Here is a 17,924-nt window from a genome sequence, read left to right on the forward strand (position 1 = left end):
TCCATGAACCTGCGTAGTAAGACATTGCTGATCCTCGGCCTCACGCTCCTTGGAGCGATAGCGCTGATCCTCGGCCTTTCTTACACGGTCCTGATGGGAAGTTATGTAGGTTTTGAAGAGAAGAGTGTCCGAGACTCGGTGTTGCAGGAGCTCAAGGCGATCGAGTATGAACAGAGCCTCATCGAATCGAAATGTGGTGAATGGTCACGATGGAATGAGACCTACCAGTTTGTAAAAGGGGATAACCCTGCATATGTTGAGCAGAATCTTAATCGTGACTCGTTTGAAAATCTCGGTGTTGATCTGCTCGTCTTCCTGAACCAGAGCCATGGTGTCATATATGCAACAGGATACAACACCACATCCCAGCAGGTTGAGAAGATCACAGATACTGAACTTGCATCAATTCTCTCTACTCCGTATCTCTTCTCACATGACTCTCTCATCAGCAGCAGATCAGGTTTTCTCATCCCTGATTCTGATCCACTCCTCGTTGTTTCCCAGCCGATCCTGACAAGCATGTATGAAGGACCATCGGCCGGGTATCTTCTCTTTGGCACATATCTTGACCATGAAGAGGTACGCAAACTCTCTGACATAACCTCTCTCCCTCTCTCGGTTATTCCAGTATCTGGCCCGGTACCGGCCCTTGACTGGGAGTATGTCAGTAGTATGAATGCTACAAGTCCCTTGATCGCCTTCACTGTATCTGATGCTGATACCGTGACAGGTTCCATTCCGGTCAGGGATATCACCGGGCAGAAGCAGTTCCTTCTGCAGGTTGCTGCAGACCGGAGTATCTATAATCAGGGTCTGACTACGATTGGGAGTTTCATTGCTCTGCTTGTGGTCATCGGTCTTGCATTTATTCTCATCACCCTGGTTTTCATGGATCACCTTGTTCTCAGGCGCCTTGGTTTTCTTATCACCCGGGCCCGTACAAAGAATGCACCAATAGACGGGGTCACTGACTCCCTGTTTGCCAGTGGGGATGAACTCTCTGAACTTGCCCATGCTCTGACCCCTGTCTTTGACAGGGTTACCAGGTCAGAGGCAGAACTCCTCGAGGCACTGCGCAAGACTGAAGAGAGTGAGCAGAAGTACCGTGAACTTGCCGACTCGCTCCCTGAGTTCGTCTTTGAGGTTGACCTCTCCGGCCGTCTGACATTTCTGAATCGGCTCGGGTTCCAGGTCTCCGGGTATCGGCCTGAAGACCTGCAGGCAGGACTGTATGCTGTGAACCTGGTTGCACCTGAAGATCAGCAGCGGCTTATTGAGAATCTGAAGCGGATAGCAGATGGTGAACGGGTATCAGGCCAGGAGTATCTGGCAACCCGCAGGGATGGAACCCATTTTCCTATGGTCTTCTACTCTATCAGGGTCATCAAGGATGATGTCGCAGTTGGTCTTCGCGGGTTTGCGATCGACATCACCGAGCGAAAACAGATGGAGGCATCGAACCGGAAGCTTGCCGACATCGTCCAACACACCCAGGCTGGTATCATCACCGGATCCGGTGATGAGGTCGATGTTATCAATCCTGCATATGCCCTGATGCACGGGTACACCAGGGAAGAGATCGCCTCCGTCCCCATGGCATCGCTCTTCTCACCAGATCTTCGCAAGGATTTTCCTGCATATCTGCGCAAGGCAGAAAACTGGGGGCACTTCGTGTTTGAAGCCGAGCATATGCACCGGGATGGGACGCTCTTTCCTACCCTGAACGATCTTACGGTAATCTCTGAGCAGGAGGTTACGCCGTACTGGATCCTGAATGTGCAGGATATCACCGAACACAGACTGGCTTGGAAGATCCTCATGGAGAGTGAGTCTCTCCGTGAATCACACCGCCAGCTCAAGGATGTGCTCTCACGTCTCCCTGATGCTACCTTTGTGGTAGACAAGGACGGCTGGGTTATCCTCTGGAATGCCGCGATGGAGAGTCTGACAAAGATAAACAAGGAACAGATCATCGGAAGAGGGCAGCAGGAGTATGCGATTCCATTTTACGGGTACAAGCGGCCCCTGCTCATAGACCTGATCCTCAAACCATCCCTTCCTGCTGAAGAGTATTATACTGAAGTCACCAGGCAGGATGGAACCCTCTCGGTGGAAGAGTATCTTCCTGACACAGTGAACGGTCCGATGTACCTCTCGGTAGTGGCAAACCCACTCTTTGACTCCCATGGAAGACTCATCGGAGCGATTCAGAGCATCCGCGATGTCAGCTCCCGGAAGATTGTCGAAGAGGCACTCATGAGGACCAACGAGAAACTCAACCTGCTCTCAAGTATCACCAGGCATGATATCCGCAACAGGATCACGGTGCTTTTTGGCATCCTGCCTATTGTGAAGAAGATGAGTTCGAACCCGGAGATGACAGAGATGGTTGATATGCTTGAAAAAGCTGCATATGCCATACGGGATCAGATCGAGTTCACCGGAGATTACCAGGACATGGGTGTCCATGCACCTGAGTGGCGGGAGGCCGGTGAACTGATCGATCAGATTTCACAGCAGGGTCTTCTTCCTGGCGGGGTCATCGGAAACGATCTGCACGGCCTGAGCATCTATGCAGATCCACTCCTTGAGCGTGTGTTTTACAACCTTGTCGACAATGCAGCCCGACACGGGGGAAATGTCACACATATTCATGCCTCATATACAAGACGCGAGCAGCAGGTTGTCATTACGTTTGAGGATAATGGAACCGGGATCCCTGAGGATCTCAAGGAGCGGATCTTTGAACGCGGGTATGGAAAAAACACCGGCCTCGGCCTCTTCCTGGTCAGGGAGATCCTCTCTATCACAGGGATTATCATCACCGAGACCGGAACATACGGGACCGGTGCCTGTTTTGAGATCGTGGTCCCTGATGGTTGTTTCCGGATCAGGGATGGTTTGTAAATTCAGATTCAATGGGTGAAAAATCCCTTGATGTGAAAATTTTAAAAGAAGTACGCCCAGATCGGAATTCGAATCCGAGTCGTCGGCGTGACAGGCCGACATGATAGGCCACTACACTATCTGGGCACGGGAATGGTCCTAGAACCTTCTATATGTTATCACTTTCAGCTTATAAATCCAGCATACAACTATTCTGCCACTACTGTATCAGTGGCCCTTATCTCATTCTGCGATCCATGGTAATAGAATGGATTTGGCGCATCGTTCACATGATCCAGGCAAGTATCATAAGTTCAAGAAGGTTGATGGGGCTACATACAACCAGGTGAATCAGTTCCTGCGAAAGCGGACGTTCATTACCGCGCGGGAATGGGCCATATCGCGTCTCTGTTCTGATTTTCAGACCTCTTCAGGTGCAGAGATGACCTTCATCGGGCGCAACCTGCCAGAACTGGTTCCGTTCATGACCGGTACATATTCTCCACAGGCAGTAAACCAGGCCCGCAGTTCATTCAAAAAAAAGGTGAACAAGGCAGGAGCCACGTTCCTGTATGGTGCGATGTGCGGTTTTTACACTCCTGAAGAACTTGATGATCTTCTCTTTGAGGCGAGTGAGGTTGCCAGGTTTCTGCTTGAGATAGAGAGTACAGCTATCGGCGTGGATGAAGAGATCGAGATAGAGGATCAGGTGACCAACATCATGCGTCAGGTTGCCGAGGCCTCTGCCCGCCTGCTCAGACTCCGTGAAGAGCAGCAGAAGGCAAAGTTAGAAAAACGACGCAAGCAGACGAAAGAAGAAGATGGTCAGGACGATTCTGAAGATGAAGGGATGGAAATGCCTGATTCAGAGTCTGATATGATGTGATGTTCATGACAGAACCAAAGAAAAAACAGTTATTTGGAACAAACGGCGTCAGAGGTGTCGTCGGTGAACTGATGACGCCCGAACTGGTTATGAAGATCGCGATGGCAGTCGGCAGCATGCGCCCGGGAACTGTTGCAGTCGGAAGGGACACCAGAACCTCGGGCCCGGCGCTTATTGAGGCTGCAAAAGCTGGACTGATGGCAGTCGGCTGTGATGTCGTTGACTGTGGCATTCTGCCGACACCTGGTCTTCAGTACCTGGTCAAAGACCACTTTGATGCCGGGATCGTCATCACCGCCTCCCACAATCCTGGAAATTACAACGGCGTCAAGGTCATCGAGCCTGATGGAACCGAGATGGATGATGAGAACTCCATCGCTATTGAAGAGCGGGTCTTCTCAGGCACCTTTGCAACAAAGGGATGGGAAGCAGTAGGCTCCAGCCGCTCCGCTCCTGACATGTTCCAGGAGTATGTGGATGGAGTGGTTGCCAAAGTTCCTGCAGGTATCGGTAAGGGAATGACTGTAGTCATAGATCCCGGATGTGGAGCCGCATACCGGACAACTGCATCCATTCTTTCAGATCTTGGATGTCGCGTGATTACCCTGAATGCACAGCCTGACGGCCGGTTCCCGGCACGAAACCCTGAACCATCAGAAGAAGGTCTGGCTCCGATGGCTGATCTGGTCCGGTCAGTTGGCGCTCAATTTGGGGTTGCCCATGATGGTGATGCAGATCGGGCGGTCTTTATCGATGACAAGGGTCGGTTTGTTGAGGAAAACAAAGAGTTTGCTCTGGTTGCTGATGCAGTCTGTCATGGGAAGAGTGGGATTATCGTCACTCCGGTCAGCTCTTCACGCCTGATAGAACAGATTGGACAGCGTCACTCCTGTACTGTCGATTATACAGCGGTAGGGAGCATTTATGTGGCACGACGGATGCGTGCTCTTCTTGACGCAGGAAAGTCTGTGGTCTTTGGCGGTGAAGGAAATGGGGGACTTATCTACCCGAACCACCAGTTCTGTCGTGACGGTGGAATGACAGCCGCAATGATGGTGCATCTTCTGTCTCTGAAGAAAGAGACTCTCAGCAGCCTGGTAGACAATCTTCCTCCATCGGTAATGCTGAAGCACAAGTTCCACACTGATAAGGCTCCGGCTATGATTCAGGCTGTCAGTAAGAAGTTCTCCGGTGATAAAATCAACACGGTTGACGGACTCAGGATCGATCGTGCTGATGCCTGGGCCCTCATTCGTCCGTCCGGTACAGAACCTCTTGTCCGTTTATATATCGAGTCTCAAACTGAAGCAGTTGTAAAGGCGTTCGAGAAAGAGATTCTGGATTGTATCAATCCAATCATTGCATAGTCCTATCAATTTCATTTGATTTTTTATTTTTTTTTGAAAATATTTTAAATTGTGCAAATTTTTTGCAATAAACATCTTTAAATAATAAATCTCATTATGCTATATATCACGAATGAAACAAAAATCCAGATTTCAGGATAATTTCCAAAAAATTATACCTCCGGAGATCGACTCATTATTATTCATACGATCAAAGCAGGTCACCTGCCATCCGTGCATATATATGTCGAAAAGTCCCATCATGTGGGATGACTATATCCTCTTTTTCGGACCTAGATCTTTCGCCACCTATTCTTCGTGCACTTTCTGACATGGGATTTGAAGAACCAACGCCGATTCAGAAGCAGGCGATCCCACTCCTTATGGCAGGGCAGGACATAGCCGGCCAGGCTCAGACCGGTACCGGGAAGACTGCGGCATATGCAATCCCCGGTATTGAAAGATGCAAGGAGGAAGTCAGGGCTGTTCAGGTCCTCGTCCTTTGTCCAACCCGAGAACTCTGTGTCCAGATTGCTGCAGAATATTCCCGCCTTCTCAAATATAGAAAAGATATACATGTCCTTCCGATATATGGCGGTCAGGCAATCGATGGTCAGATTCGAGAATTAAAACGCGGAGTTCACATCTGTATCGGAACTCCTGGACGCATTCTGGACCATATTGCGCGCACGACCCTCAGTCTCTCAAATGTTCACCTGGTTGTTCTTGATGAAGCAGACCAGATGCTTGACATGGGATTCAGGCCTGACATCGAGAGCATCCTTTCGTATGTTCCCCGTGAACGACAGACCGTTATCTTCTCTGCAACGCTGCCAAAGCCGATCCTTCAGATCTCACGCCGGTACCAGCGTGACCCTGAAATGGTCAAGATCGCACACAAAGAACTGACCGGTCCGGGAATTGATCAATATTATATTGAACTCGTGGAGACAGCAAAGGACGATGCCCTCTTCAGGCTGCTTGATCGTCATAATCCTTCACGTGCAATGGTCTTTGCCAACACACGACGGATGGTTGACCTGATTGCCAGCAAACTGAAGGCGCAGGGTTACCTTGCAGAGGCACTTCATGGTGATATGAAGCAGCGTGAGAGAGATCGCGTAATGGGCGGATTCCGTCACGGTTCAATAAGTATCCTTGTCGCCAGTGATGTGGCTGCCCGTGGAATCGATGTTGAGGATGTCGAGATGGTCTTCAACTATGATCTCCCCCAGGACATCGAGTATTATGTCCACCGGATCGGTCGGACAGCACGTGCAGGCAAAGGTGGAAAATCGGTAAGCTTTGTCATGCCCCGTGATCGCTGGAGGATGAAGGACATCCAGCGTCAGACCAACACCCACATGCACCGGATGATGATCCCGACAGCTGCCGAAATTGCAGAGGCACGGGCAAAAGAGACAATATCCAAGATCAAGACCGTAATCGGCAGTGAGGATCTTACAAAATACCAGGAAGTGATACAGGGTCTGGTTGATGAAGGGTTTGATCCGATTCAGCTTGCTGCTGCTTTCCTGAAAGAGAAGAGTGCCTACAACGGATCAGGCGGGAACGAGATTCCCGAGAATCAGTTATCAGAGCAGCCCGGCTCAGCCCGGCTCTTCATCTCTGCGGGAAGAAAGGACGGGTTCAGCCCACGCGACATCGTATATGCAGTCTCTTCGGCATGTAACATGCCTGAACGGGCAGTCGGAGATATCCAGATGTACCCGGCATACTCGTTTGTCCAGATCCCCTCCTCCTATGTAAACCGGGTAATATCCCGGCTTGACGGAGCAGAGATTCGTGGTGTCCGGATCGGTGTGAGCCCGGCCCGGCCACGCCAGTAATTCCTTAAAACATTTTTTTAAAAAAGTCCTAACCATCGCTCCTGCCTGGGGCCCCCAACGGGCACCGTTGGGGTTTTTAAAAACGGTGAATTACAAACGGAGAGATTCCGTTTATCGCTTCTACCAGGGTTTTGACCTGTGTATCAATGACATCCTCCCTGATGCTCTTCTGATAGCGATCAATCAGCCTTCTGATGAGTGATTCTGAAAGGATGCAGCGTTTTTCTCCACACTCATACGAGTCTGGAGTGATCTCACCGGTGTGAATGAGTTCAAGGGTTACGAGATCTATCATTCTTGTCTTCCAGCAGTTCACAAGATCGGTTGCTAGTGAACGTTTTCCCCTGTTGAGCATACCCTGGTCAGGATCGAGATGCACCCCGACGAGTGCCCTGGTGCAGTCCGCGGTGAGCATGGCATATCCGAATGTGAGGATAGCATTCACCGGATCGAGATATGGTCTTCCGGTCCTTCGCTTAAAGGTCATATCCGATGGGATCAGCCTGCTCATGATCTCGTAATACATATCACCGATGAGCCGGTCTACCCTGCCGATCTCGTCGAGCCTGATCAGGCTGTCCAGTTCACCATCTGCCCGATCAAGAATATCCAGTTCACCGCTAAAGAGGAGTTCTCCTTCTTTTTCCTCGTTCCACCGCTCGATAGCGAGCATCCTCTCCCGTGCCGCTCCTTTTGCGCAGGTCAGGGCATAACTGAAGGGTGTCACCCTGTTCTGGTTTTCCCTGATGGTATCATCTATCGTGTATCCGTAGGGCTTCAGGTACCCTGCCGGTTCACCGTCTGACTCCAGAAACGAGACAAAGATCTGGTTGCTCAACAGGGTTGTGATCGCTGATGTCTGGATCTGATGTCCTCCCATGATCATTAGGTGATCGAGATCGGTGAGAGGGATCTCGGTTGTGGATCCATGGTACTGTATTGAAAGGGCATCTCTGGTAGCCTTTATGTGAGAACCATGGCCTGCTACAACCTTCCATATTGGATACCCTCTTGTGCTCATGGTGTTCCTGCGTTTATCGTAGTTCCTGTTTGTGTAACCATAATATCATGAGATGTCAGTGATCAGGTACTGATAATTTTATTTTTTATCAGATAGATTGTATATTCGGTTTATGGGCCTGAAGGTATGGAGTGTGGCACTGGTCTTCACTCTTCTGCTGATCATTTTCATTGGGTACCTGATCGGTCTGCTCTCCCCTCTTAACTCAGCGATACTGCTCTGTGTCCTCATGATCTTCTTTGTCGCGTACATCACGCTAACCCGTAAGGATCCGATGACCAAGGTTCCGACGCCCCTCGAACTGGAGAAGATGAAACGGAGAAGGAGTGTCGAAGAGAGCGGTCTTCGTCTTGAATCCGATGAAAAACTTTGATCCCCCTCATCTTTTGACCTCTACCTGGTATCCGTCTGGATCCTGCAGGTAGTAGCCTGAAGGCTCAGCACTCTCCGGAGGGTGAATTGTGACACATTCCGGCTCGCTGACTACCCCGTCTCCTTTGTACCCTGCTGAAAGACACAGGTGATCCAGTCCGTATCCCCCTGCTTTCATCGGGGTCCCATCAGGATTTACAACCTGGTACAGGATGACAACCGGTGAACCACCAGGGGTTCCCATCCATGTATACTTCTTCTTCCATGCGTTCTGGACAAGACCCTGGGGTGTAATGTCTGTGAGACCGCATTTCTCCTGATAGAATCTCCTGCTCTCCTGGATATTGTTGACATAGAGCACAGCATGTCCAAGACCTGTCAGAAACTCTCCATTAGTGTCAGGTGATGAGATCAGTTCTATCATCCTCCCGTCCGGGTCCCTGATGTAGAGTGAATGATCACTGGAGTTTACTGAGTACTCAAGCCCATCTGTTCCGGGGTCTCCATGCTCAAACGGAACGTCTGCGATCTCCATATCCCAGGCCAGATCATCTGTGTCAATATCTGGTGAGAGGTAGCATGAGAATCCGTACAGGGTGTTTCCGGTGACAGATCTGACATATCCCTTCTCCGGATGGGTCTGCTGCACGAGGATCAGGTTGACTGAACCATCATCGGTGCTGCAGTGGCAGATATCGGTAAACATCTGCTGATATGCTGCAGGGTTTGCCCGGCTGATGAGGTTTCTGACCATCGAAGGTCCCCGGGTTACCAGCGAGTGGCCGTATTTAAGTCCGGTTGACTGTTCTCTGAGCGAGATCGGTTCAGAGACATTCATGCGCAGGATCTTTTTGTAAAACTCCATGCTCCGCTGCAGGTTCGTCACGTACAAGGCGATATGAGTCAGTTCTATGTGATCGTCTCCCATTGGATTCCCTGAGTTCTCAAATCTTATAGTGCGTACGGAGGAATGAACGTGACTATTTGTATCGGAAAAAAAGTTATAGAAACTTGGCTGCACTTTTTTCAAGTGCTGCAATTGCAGGGAGTTTCTTTCCTGTCAGGAATTCGATGCATGCCCCGCCACCTGTGGAGATATGGGTGAACCGGTTGTCATATCCCATCTTTTCAATGACCGCCGCTGTGTGCCCCCCGCCGACTACCGAGAACTGGACATCTGCTGCTGCTCTTATGATATCGTAGGTTCCGAGTGCGAAATCGGCCTCTTCAAAGAGTCCTGCCGGTCCGTTCAGGACAACTGTCTTGGAGTTTTTGATGATCTCAAGACATGATTTGAGTCCTTTTCCTCCGATATCAAGGATTGGGCAGTCGGCAGGGATCTGGTTTACCGGAACCTCAACTCGTATGCCGTCTTTGCGGATCGCAACCTCCTCGGGAACAAAGATCTTATCTCCGAACTCGTCATGTATTGTTTTTGCTATCTCTATCTGGTCATCATACCCGAGATGGGTGATAAGGTCGGCTGAAGGTTTGCCAATTGCGATGCCCATAGCAGCGAGGAAGATATTTGCTACAACTCCAATTGTGATAACCCGATCTGCGATACCATTTGAGAGCACATGGTGAGCCACATCAATGGAATCATCCACTTTTGTGCCACCAAGAACAAAGGTGACCGGCCTTGGAGCTCCTTCAAAGACGCGAGAAAGGTTTGAAATCTCTTTCTCCATAAGAAGTCCTGCCACAGAGGGCATAACCTCTGGAAGACCCACTATGGTTGGCTGTGAGCGATGTGCAGTTCCGAAGGCATCATTTACAAAGATATCTCCCATTTTTGAGAGATTTCTGATAAGGAGTGTCTTTGCTGATTCCTCACCGTTGAGCTTCAGGTTCTCCTCAGCATTGAACCTGACATTTTCGAGCATAATAACATCGCCAGGTCGTGCATTTCTGACAGCATCCTGGGCTGTATGGCCGAAGATATCATCGATGAATGTTACCGGTTTTCCCAGGAGCTGCTGGAGCCGGGCTGCATGAGCCTCAAGAGAGGTGAAGTCTTTCTTTCCGGGTCTGCTCTGATGAGTGACGATGATGCAAATCGCATCTCTGAGCGCCTGGATTGTTCTGAGATGTTCCCTGAAGCGTTTGTCATCAAGGATCACTCCTGCCTGGGGGTCAATCGGTGAATTGAAGTCAACCCGGAGGAGAATTTTCTTTCGGGAGATGTCAATCTGGGATAAATTTTTAATCATAACAATCAGCGGCCGATTATGACGAATATCAGTAGCGTTAATAGTTGATTGCTTTATTTTTATGTATTTGGGTTTGGATCATCATAATAGGTCTAAAAGCTACCATCTTCCTGTAATTTATTAAACTTCTGACAAAAAGATTCACAAAAAGAATTGAAAACCGGATTTAATCTTGGTTTGGTGATCATAATCATACATCACAAAGATATTGAATCAGAGCCCAAATATCGTTTTTATATCTGGGTTATATTTCTAGATCACGGTGCTAGTTATACTAATAATCGAATACACAGATTTAATGCAATAGTGTTAGAATATGAATACGCATTTTTTTGAGTATTTCGTAAACCAGGCTTAATTTAGATTTATTTTAAAAACCCTTATATCCAGGTCAAATTCCCAGGCATATTCTGGGTATTTAGTAAAAATAACTAATATTCGAGATCTAACATGAGTTCACAACCTTATCCATATTGTCATCAAATTTAATCTCACATAAATTGGCATGATACATCGCATCATGCCGTTTAATCGATATTATCCTCCATACAACCAGTTCCAAAAGTGTTTATTTCCGTTCTCATGAGAAGAGAAGTATTCATTAATCAGGTTCGGACCAAAGTGACAAATGAGGTAAAAAAGCCGGTGTGGATAACAAAGATAGATTCGAAGGGAATCAGAAGGTACCTGATACTTCATCTGCATTGACTTGCGACTTAAAAATACCCGATTCAGTGCAGGATATATCAGTCCGAGGATCCCTTTTTTCGAGTGAGATAATCTGAAAGATACGCTACATGCAGAATTTTCCTGTTCTATCTCGCTTAAAGCTGCGATCAGATATTGATCCGGGATTTCACACGTAAATCCTTCTCGACTCATTTTTTTTGTTATATCAGATCCCGTAATGAGATCTGTAAGAGTTAAGATTAGTATTACCGGGCGTTCGATTTTTAATTCTTTTGCTGATGAGATGAGTAACCCCCAATTGATATTGTCATGGAATTTTTCATATATTTGTTTTATATCATAAAATTCCCGTATTCCCAAATGAAAGATATGATGAAGAGTCTGATGGATAACACTATGCAGGATGAGATCCTCTGGTGTCAAAAGGTATGTCTTTGTCTCTAAAAGGAATCCTGGTCGGGCCCTGAGTAAGAAAATCTCTCCAATTGCAATTTCTCTTTCACCAATACTGTGAGCATCAATTATATTCCAGTGAAGTTCCACCATTGAACCGGATGGATGCCGATAACCCGGACCATGATGATCAAACCTTCGACATTCCTCATCCCAATGGAACGCACCGGTGGCGATATATCCAAGTGTTTCAAGGATAGTGATTGCCTTTGGCATGTCTTCCCATTTTACCATGAGATCTAGGTCAAGCATCTGCCGCATGGAGGAGCGTTCATACACTGCATATGCAAGATATGCACCTTTGAGAGGTACAACCTGCATTGCATTGGTGTCAAATGCGTTCAGGATTCTTTTCAGTTCTGAAGATAACATTAGATTTCGTCCCCCATTTGCGAGATACCTCGCCATGAGGGTATGGGAGATTTCAGTTGGTAGTTGAATCCCATCATACTGTTTGAGTATATAACAAAGGAGAGGGATAACCCGCATCCGGTCAGCACATGAGATGATCTGAGGCCAGTGATCATCGGGGATCGAATCCCGTCTAAAGTGGTCAGGGCTTAACAACTGAATAAGTTCAAAAAATGAATTACCATCTTCAAAGATATGCGATAATGGGATCATATCAGGTCACCGGTTAAATTTGAGGGAATATTCAAGCATCATTAGCGAACCGTTTATATAAACTCATAAATTCATGATAACATGCTTAATATTAATACGTGATATTTTGGCAATGTATCTATGCACTGATTAATGAAGAATTCCTCTTTTCTTCGCTCATCGTTCCCTTCTCCACCCGATACACCTGATCCACCAACCGGAGCAGACTCTCCCGGTGAGTGATAACAACCATGGTTCTACCTGAACAGGCACTTAAAAACTCTCTGACCAGTAGTTCTTCAGTTTCGATATCAAGGTGAGCGGTTGGTTCGTCCAGAATAACGATCTGAGCATTACGCAGAAAGGCACGTGCGATAGCGATCCGTTGTTTCTGTCCTCCTGATAGTTTGCTTCCACGTTCTCCGACAATCGTATCATATCCGTTTTGGAACCTGGTAATTTCATCATGAATGCCTGCCGATTGTGCCGCTCTCATGACTTCCTCATCATCCGCCTCCGGTCTGCTGTACCTGATATTATTCATCACGGTGTCATGGAAAAGCATGAGATCCTGTGAGACGACCGCTATCTGATTTCTGATCCATGCAGGATTCAGATCTGCATAATCATAATCATCGATGAGTATCTTCCCCTGATTTGGGCGATAAAACTTAAGAAGAAGATTGATAAAAGTGGTCTTTCCTGCCCCGGTCTGACCGACGATTCCAATACGGTCGCCGGGTTGTATCTCCAGGCTGACATCTTTCAACACCGGAGTATCAGGATCATAGGAAAATGAAACCTGATCCACGAGAATGTGCCCGTTTGTCCTGATATCTGGATAGAGGAGGGTTTTTTTCGGGTCGTCATGCTCATACTCGGTGGTTATATCAAGGAGTTCTTTTACCCTTCCGGCAGCAAGGGCAGTTCCCTGAAGATTTAGTGGCATCTGCAGGAACGTCGAGATTGCTCCGGTAAGCTGCGGGTACATTGCAAGGAATGCAGTATATGATCCGATGGACATCTGGTTTGAGAGGACGAGGCTCCCCCCATAGAGCATGACGATAAGTCTGACAATACTGGTGAATGCCATCTGGACGCCACCGGTTACCTGACCAAAGAGCATGCTTGCGATGTTTAGGGAGATATTGTCGAGGGTTCGTTTCATGTACCTGTTCAGTTCCCGGTCTTCTGCTGCATGGGTTTTGATTAGGTCGATTGAACTGAAGAGATCCTGTCCATCAGCAGACATTTGTAGGCCGGATTCCCGCATCCTGATATTATAGGATCGGTTGAACCTGATAACCCAGTAACTAATGATAACCGATACCGGTACGGTCACCATTACGAAGAGTGTGAGGGGAAATGACAAGGCAGAGAGGACAGTGGCAGTCACACAGAGCGATGTACCTGCAGTGATGATGCTCTGGAGAAAATTCCCTGATATTCCCGAAAGACCCCCGGTATCTGAACTGATTCTGGCGAGAAGGTACCCGCTCCTGGTAGATTTGAAGTAAGAGACCGGGTACTTCATTACATGGGTGAAGACCGCCATCTTCACCCGGTACCCATACTCGGTATTGATCCGATAGTTGATGAGTGAAAGTTCGTTTCCGATGAGGTATTTGACAATTGAGATTACGGCAAGTGTTCCTATCAGAAACGGCAATGATGATAGGATTTGTGAGGCAAACGGGATGAGAAATGCCAGATGATGAGTTGAAAGTGTATCCAGGACCGGCTCTATACTCTGATGCATGAAGATATAGTCGATGATCCATTTCCCGGAGAGCGGGAGGGCGGTCCCGAGGAGTGAGGAGATGAAGGTGAGGATGAGAGATGAAATGATTGCATATTTTAATGGGATGAGATACCGGGTAAAATACAGTATATCACGATATCTAAACTCTCCATCTTTGCCCGGGGGTACATAGGTCAGAGAATCTTTGAGAAGTCGAAACCGCCCCCGTAAAGGAACTTTACCGATCGGGCCGCTTTGGGAGGTCATGAAGTGATCACCATATCAGTGTCGATAGATATGGATAGTAGAGAATTTAAGTCAGCGAGAATTGATGTTTACCTATTTGTTCATTTAATCACGTTTATCTCTAGCCGGTAGTGATAATTTCAAGAAAACATTGAGGGAGCACAAAGACCCAAAAAGAGATATTGTAATTTTTCAGATGTTTTTTGTGAATTCCCCATCTTTCTTTATCTCACCTCTCTTGATTGGTTTCATGTGAGGCAAGGTTTCGATCATCTTCCTCCACCATCAATTGAGATCACCGAGCACCAATCCCTCACTACGGTTTTTGTACCCACCGCGGTGGAAAAAACATCAGGAACCTTTCTTATGGGTTACACAACCGGTTCAATATGGATCAAGAATCAAGGTCTATTTGAGTAATCTAGTTCATTTTCTGTTTATCACTTATGAATGGGCAACCGAAGCCTGGGTAGTGACCTCGGATATGACTGGTGATGAAAATCCATCATATTATTGTTCATTCAAACAAATTTGATCAAAATGATCCATGCAAATCCTCTCAAAGGATGAATTTTTATCTTCAGTTTTCCAGTAGGTCATTACCAATCATTTCAAAATATTTAAATCAATTAAAATTAATAGACCCTATTATACATGAAAAAAAGATATCAAAAACCATGTATCATTGACATGAGTCTTGAATCTCTTATCGGTTTTGGTGTATCAACGTGTGAATATGGATCCTATCCTGGAACATGCAGTGGTACGGGTAGCTCACCAGGTGGATCCGGAAGTTGTATTACAACCGGTCTTTATGCCAATTCTTCGAGTACTGATAGTTGTAATAGAGGTCTTGCTCCAACTGGTGGATGCGTCACTCTGGGCAATTATCCATACTCTGCACAAATCTGTCAAGACGGTGCTCCAACAGGAAGGTCCGCAAGTTCATGTAATACCGGAACTGGTGCTGGTATCGGATGTTCTACCGGTAATTCACCTTTGGGTACGGCGTGTGCCCCTGGATCAGCTCAGGTATTTATTCAGGGATCATAACATTCCATGTATGTAATATGGTGAAGATCGCACCATACCTCGCCTTGGCATGAAGTTCTTGCTATAAATAAAGGAGTAATTCAAATACCATATTTTTTGGTTTCATCTGATAGAAATGTCTAAAAATATTGCATTGCCTCAAATTCTCTCCCAGATCTCCCAGCATGAAGAGTTCGACAACTGATCCCTGCTCTTCAACCCGGACACCGGAAAGGCGGTTGGTCTCACTCCGACCGGCGTTACCATCTGGAAATGCCTACAGTAAAAGAAGGATATTCCCGCAATCATTGAAACCCTGACTGAGGAGTATGATCCCATTCCTGAAGATATCAACGCAGATATCAAGGCATTTTGTAATCAGATTGTTCAGTTCGGATACGCAACCGTAGCCTGGGCATATATTATGACCGAGAACCGTCGTCTCATGAAGACTCCGAAGAATCTGGATCTTGACATCAACTCCCAGTGTAATCTCCAGTGCAAGCCATCCGGATATCGCGTTCCGCCAGGTTATTGGCAAATGGAACAATCTGATTCTCAATAAACCTTAAATCTCCCTCTTTATGTAACTCCAACCTCTTCAGCAAGTTTCGGGCAAAGGTTTTCTTCTTTCTTCCCCTTTTTTCACCAATTTTTTACTGGTGGTGGATTCTCGTTTAACCCTATTTGAATCAGTTCATCATAATCACATTTGAGACTGGTCCTTATGACAGGAGGTACAGGAATCCCATCGGAATGATATTCCTCCTTGAGTTCCTTTGCTTATATCAATAATTTAATCAGTTTTCCTGACCCGATTTGCTTCGTTTCTTCTTCTACTCGAATTAGTTCTCGAAGAATGTGGGCACATCAGAAACTGTGTGTGCAAGGATATGAAAGATATGGATTCCAAAAATAATTACGCTAATTCCCTTGAAATCAGGGAAAATCCCGATTTGGTTTATTCCTTCTGTCCTTCTCTTTTTCTGGATTGTATAATGTGTCAGATGCGAAGTGCTGTTTACGTGAAGTCAATGTAGTTTTCCTTCAACTCAAACTCCAGTTTAATCGTTCTGAATTATTGGCTCGAATTTTAGAGCATTTTTCACAACCTCTTGAAACATGGTTAGTTTATTTGAAAGGTTGTGGGTAATATTTACAATCGTTCCAGGACTGAGGGAAACGCCAAAGAGGTCAAAACATGCTTCAACTGCTCGTTCATACGGAATGAGTTGATAATGGACGAGATAACTGAGGTAGGCCTTGATTCTTGATCCATATTGAACCGGATGAGTACCATACGAGGGGAAAGATCCAGACGTTTTTGATCCACTATGGGTACAAACCATGGTTTGAGATCGATGTTCGGTAATTTTAATTGCCTAAGGAGGAGGAAGGTCAAAAATCTTGCGTTTTTCAATTGAAAAAAAGTAGTTCCATTTTGAAGTCTTCTTCCACAGTAGGAACAAAATTCTGGAGACTGTGTTTTGATGTGATCAACATTAGAACTCTGTGACAGGGTTTTTCCTTTGTGCCCGGGTTGACCCCCGGGTTTCTTTAGAGATTTCTTACGAAGAGAGGTTGTACGGTTTTTACGAGTATAAACATCCGAGGAATGCGGTTTCCCACTGTTGTTGCTGTTTACATTTAGTCGAGATTCGAGTTCTGTTACCCTAACTTCTAATTTATCGAATTTTTCATGCAGATAGTACATATACGCTACGATTTCCGGAGGACACTCTGGAAATTTCGATTTAATCGCTTCAGGTATTTCCATTCGGTAAAAGAACGTTTTATCTCATTATACTCAGATCTTTCGGCAGTTTTCTGATTTTTCAATTAAATAAGCTACATTTGATGAGGAAAAATGATGAATAAATTGGGGACGATGAGAACGACTGAATAGTTACAAAAAATTATTGGTATTGAGAGGAGTCGGGAGACAGGGGAATACCTATGACCTCCTCATCCTTCGTTTACAGACTCATCGAGATCCTTCTCTGTTATGTCTCCGGACACATATTCACCTCCGGGGGCAGGATCAGAAAAATGGCTGATTTTGGGTTACATCGCCATTTTTGTATTTCTTCACTTCACTGAATACCAACTCAGATTCTTTCTGTACTGCCTGGGTATCAGGAAGACCAAGAGAACGCCTGGTTATTCCCAGCCACACAGTATGAGGGGGTGCTTCCTCCCCCGCATGCTGCAGTGTCTTTTGCTGATGCACTGTCTCCTGTTAGACATTGCCCCAAAGCAGTATTTCCTGCGGCACAGGTACTGTTTGCTCCGGTGGCAGAACCCCCGTAGTTACAGTAACCAGTAACGGTATGAGGTAAGCCTCCATCTAAACAGCCTCCGCTTACACCAACTCCCCTTTGACAAGAGTTACTATTAGTTCCCGTTGCCCCATTTCCATTGGAATAACAGGTGAGAGCAGGAGGGGTCCCTGGACTGTTGCCGGTAGAACTACAGGCTGTTGCTGCACTGTCTCCGTTACCACAATAAAATTCTGATGCTCCGATTCCAGTAACCGCCTCGATGCTCAAATCTATGATCATTGGTTGTAGATATTTCTTTTTCTG

The 17,924-nt window shown here is 46.7% G+C and carries 14 protein-coding genes, 1 tRNA gene and 1 pseudogene; 6 read left to right on the forward strand and 10 right to left on the reverse strand.

Annotated features, from left to right (window positions below; genetic code table 11):
* The first annotated feature begins 3 nt into the window (after window positions 1–3).
* On the forward strand, window positions 4–2,907 hold the full coding sequence (locus ACHZA2_RS14640; protein ID WP_319580329.1) for a PAS domain S-box protein: 2,904 nt from the start codon (window positions 4–6) through the stop codon (window positions 2,905–2,907).
* Between the two features lie 53 nt (window positions 2,908–2,960).
* Here ACHZA2_RS14640 and ACHZA2_RS14645 read toward each other — a convergent pair.
* Window positions 2,961–3,033 (reverse strand) — tRNA-Asp (locus ACHZA2_RS14645).
* Between the two features lie 121 nt (window positions 3,034–3,154).
* On the opposite strand from ACHZA2_RS14645, the gene ACHZA2_RS14650 reads away from it, so the two are divergent.
* The 3 genes from ACHZA2_RS14650 to ACHZA2_RS14660 all read left to right on the forward strand — a co-directional run bounded on the left by ACHZA2_RS14650 (window position 3,155) and on the right by ACHZA2_RS14660 (window position 6,968).
* Complete coding sequence (locus ACHZA2_RS14650; RefSeq protein ID WP_319580330.1) at window positions 3,155–3,772, forward strand: DUF5806 family protein; 618 nt, start codon at window positions 3,155–3,157, stop codon at window positions 3,770–3,772.
* Between the two features lie 5 nt (window positions 3,773–3,777).
* Entirely contained in the window at window positions 3,778–5,139 is a 1,362-nt protein-coding gene (gene glmM / locus ACHZA2_RS14655) for a phosphoglucosamine mutase (protein ID WP_319580331.1), read from the forward strand.
* 248 nt (window positions 5,140–5,387) lie between these two features.
* A complete protein-coding gene (locus ACHZA2_RS14660) occupies window positions 5,388–6,968 on the forward strand; it encodes a DEAD/DEAH box helicase (protein ID WP_319580332.1) in 1,581 nt (526 codons plus the stop codon).
* Between the two features lie 76 nt (window positions 6,969–7,044).
* Here ACHZA2_RS14660 and cas1 read toward each other — a convergent pair whose 3' ends face one another.
* Window positions 7,045–7,989, reverse strand: a complete 945-nt coding sequence (gene cas1, locus ACHZA2_RS14665; RefSeq protein WP_319538101.1) for a CRISPR-associated endonuclease Cas1 — start codon at window positions 7,987–7,989, stop codon at window positions 7,045–7,047.
* 112 nt (window positions 7,990–8,101) lie between these two features.
* On the opposite strand from cas1, the gene ACHZA2_RS14670 reads away from it, so the two are divergent.
* Window positions 8,102–8,362 (forward strand): hypothetical protein, encoded by a 261-nt coding sequence (locus ACHZA2_RS14670; protein WP_319538100.1) that lies wholly within the window; start codon window positions 8,102–8,104, stop codon window positions 8,360–8,362.
* Between the two features lie 6 nt (window positions 8,363–8,368).
* Here the strand turns inward: ACHZA2_RS14670 and ACHZA2_RS14675 are convergent, their stop codons facing one another.
* From ACHZA2_RS14675 to ACHZA2_RS14690, 4 genes are all read right to left on the reverse strand, one after another.
* Window positions 8,369–9,289 carry a VOC family protein gene (locus ACHZA2_RS14675; protein WP_319580333.1) on the reverse strand — a complete coding sequence of 307 codons (921 nt, stop codon included), beginning with the start codon at window positions 9,287–9,289 and terminating at the stop codon, window positions 8,369–8,371.
* A 73-nt stretch (window positions 9,290–9,362) separates the two neighbouring features.
* Window positions 9,363–10,574, reverse strand: a complete 1,212-nt coding sequence (locus ACHZA2_RS14680; protein WP_319538098.1) for a phosphoglycerate kinase — start codon at window positions 10,572–10,574, stop codon at window positions 9,363–9,365.
* A gap of 537 nt (window positions 10,575–11,111) precedes the next feature.
* The gene (locus tag ACHZA2_RS14685) at window positions 11,112–12,341 is read right to left on the reverse strand and encodes a nucleotidyltransferase family protein (RefSeq protein ID WP_319538097.1); all 1,230 of its coding nucleotides are present in this window, start codon (window positions 12,339–12,341) and stop codon (window positions 11,112–11,114) included.
* A gap of 118 nt (window positions 12,342–12,459) precedes the next feature.
* The gene (locus tag ACHZA2_RS14690; RefSeq protein ID WP_319538096.1) at window positions 12,460–14,328 is read right to left on the reverse strand and encodes an ABC transporter ATP-binding protein; all 1,869 of its coding nucleotides are present in this window, start codon (window positions 14,326–14,328) and stop codon (window positions 12,460–12,462) included.
* Between the two features lie 715 nt (window positions 14,329–15,043).
* On the opposite strand from ACHZA2_RS14690, the gene ACHZA2_RS14695 reads away from it, so the two are divergent.
* Window positions 15,044–15,376 (forward strand): hypothetical protein, encoded by a 333-nt coding sequence (locus tag ACHZA2_RS14695; protein ID WP_319538095.1) that lies wholly within the window; start codon window positions 15,044–15,046, stop codon window positions 15,374–15,376.
* A 439-nt stretch (window positions 15,377–15,815) separates the two neighbouring features.
* On the opposite strand, the gene ACHZA2_RS14700 is transcribed toward ACHZA2_RS14695, so the two are convergent.
* The 4 genes and pseudogenes from ACHZA2_RS14700 to ACHZA2_RS14715 all read right to left on the reverse strand — a co-directional run bounded on the left by ACHZA2_RS14700 (window position 15,816) and on the right by ACHZA2_RS14715 (window position 17,900).
* Window positions 15,816–15,992: a transposase gene (locus tag ACHZA2_RS14700; RefSeq protein WP_394698643.1), complete on the reverse strand. Its 177-nt coding sequence runs from the start codon at window positions 15,990–15,992 to the stop codon at window positions 15,816–15,818.
* Between the two features lie 411 nt (window positions 15,993–16,403).
* A complete protein-coding gene (locus tag ACHZA2_RS14705) occupies window positions 16,404–16,688 on the reverse strand; it encodes a transposase (protein ID WP_394698598.1) in 285 nt (94 codons plus the stop codon).
* Window positions 16,689–16,870: 182 nt separating this feature from the next.
* Window positions 16,871–17,116 (reverse strand): annotated as a pseudogene (locus ACHZA2_RS14710) (DUF6444 domain-containing protein); the annotation flags it as partial.
* Between the two features lie 358 nt (window positions 17,117–17,474).
* Window positions 17,475–17,900, reverse strand: coding sequence for a hypothetical protein (locus ACHZA2_RS14715; RefSeq protein ID WP_319538093.1), 426 nt, complete (start codon window positions 17,898–17,900; stop codon window positions 17,475–17,477).
* Window positions 17,901–17,924 lie beyond the last annotated feature (24 nt).

The organism is uncultured Methanospirillum sp. (assembly GCF_963668415.2).
GTDB lineage: Archaea > Halobacteriota > Methanomicrobia > Methanomicrobiales > Methanospirillaceae > Methanospirillum.

Coding starts and splice junctions, on each gene's coding strand:
- ACHZA2_RS14705 (WP_394698598.1), bottom strand. CDS start 16,688: ATGGTTTGTACCCATAGTGGATCAAAAACGTCTGGATCTTTCCCCTCG.
- glmM (WP_319580331.1), top strand. CDS start 3,778: ATGACAGAACCAAAGAAAAAACAGTTATTTGGAACAAACGGCGTCAGA.
- ACHZA2_RS14640 (WP_319580329.1), top strand. CDS start 4: ATGAACCTGCGTAGTAAGACATTGCTGATCCTCGGCCTCACGCTCCTT.
- ACHZA2_RS14695 (WP_319538095.1), top strand. CDS start 15,044: ATGGATCCTATCCTGGAACATGCAGTGGTACGGGTAGCTCACCAGGTG.
- ACHZA2_RS14660 (WP_319580332.1), top strand. CDS start 5,388: ATGACTATATCCTCTTTTTCGGACCTAGATCTTTCGCCACCTATTCTT.
- ACHZA2_RS14715 (WP_319538093.1), bottom strand. CDS start 17,900: ATGATCATAGATTTGAGCATCGAGGCGGTTACTGGAATCGGAGCATCA.
- ACHZA2_RS14685 (WP_319538097.1), bottom strand. CDS start 12,341: ATGATCCCATTATCGCATATCTTTGAAGATGGTAATTCATTTTTTGAA.
- ACHZA2_RS14680 (WP_319538098.1), bottom strand. CDS start 10,574: ATGATTAAAAATTTATCCCAGATTGACATCTCCCGAAAGAAAATTCTC.
- cas1 (WP_319538101.1), bottom strand. CDS start 7,989: ATGAGCACAAGAGGGTATCCAATATGGAAGGTTGTAGCAGGCCATGGT.
- ACHZA2_RS14650 (WP_319580330.1), top strand. CDS start 3,155: ATGGATTTGGCGCATCGTTCACATGATCCAGGCAAGTATCATAAGTTC.
- ACHZA2_RS14675 (WP_319580333.1), bottom strand. CDS start 9,289: ATGGGAGACGATCACATAGAACTGACTCATATCGCCTTGTACGTGACG.
- ACHZA2_RS14670 (WP_319538100.1), top strand. CDS start 8,102: ATGGGCCTGAAGGTATGGAGTGTGGCACTGGTCTTCACTCTTCTGCTG.
- ACHZA2_RS14690 (WP_319538096.1), bottom strand. CDS start 14,328: ATGACCTCCCAAAGCGGCCCGATCGGTAAAGTTCCTTTACGGGGGCGG.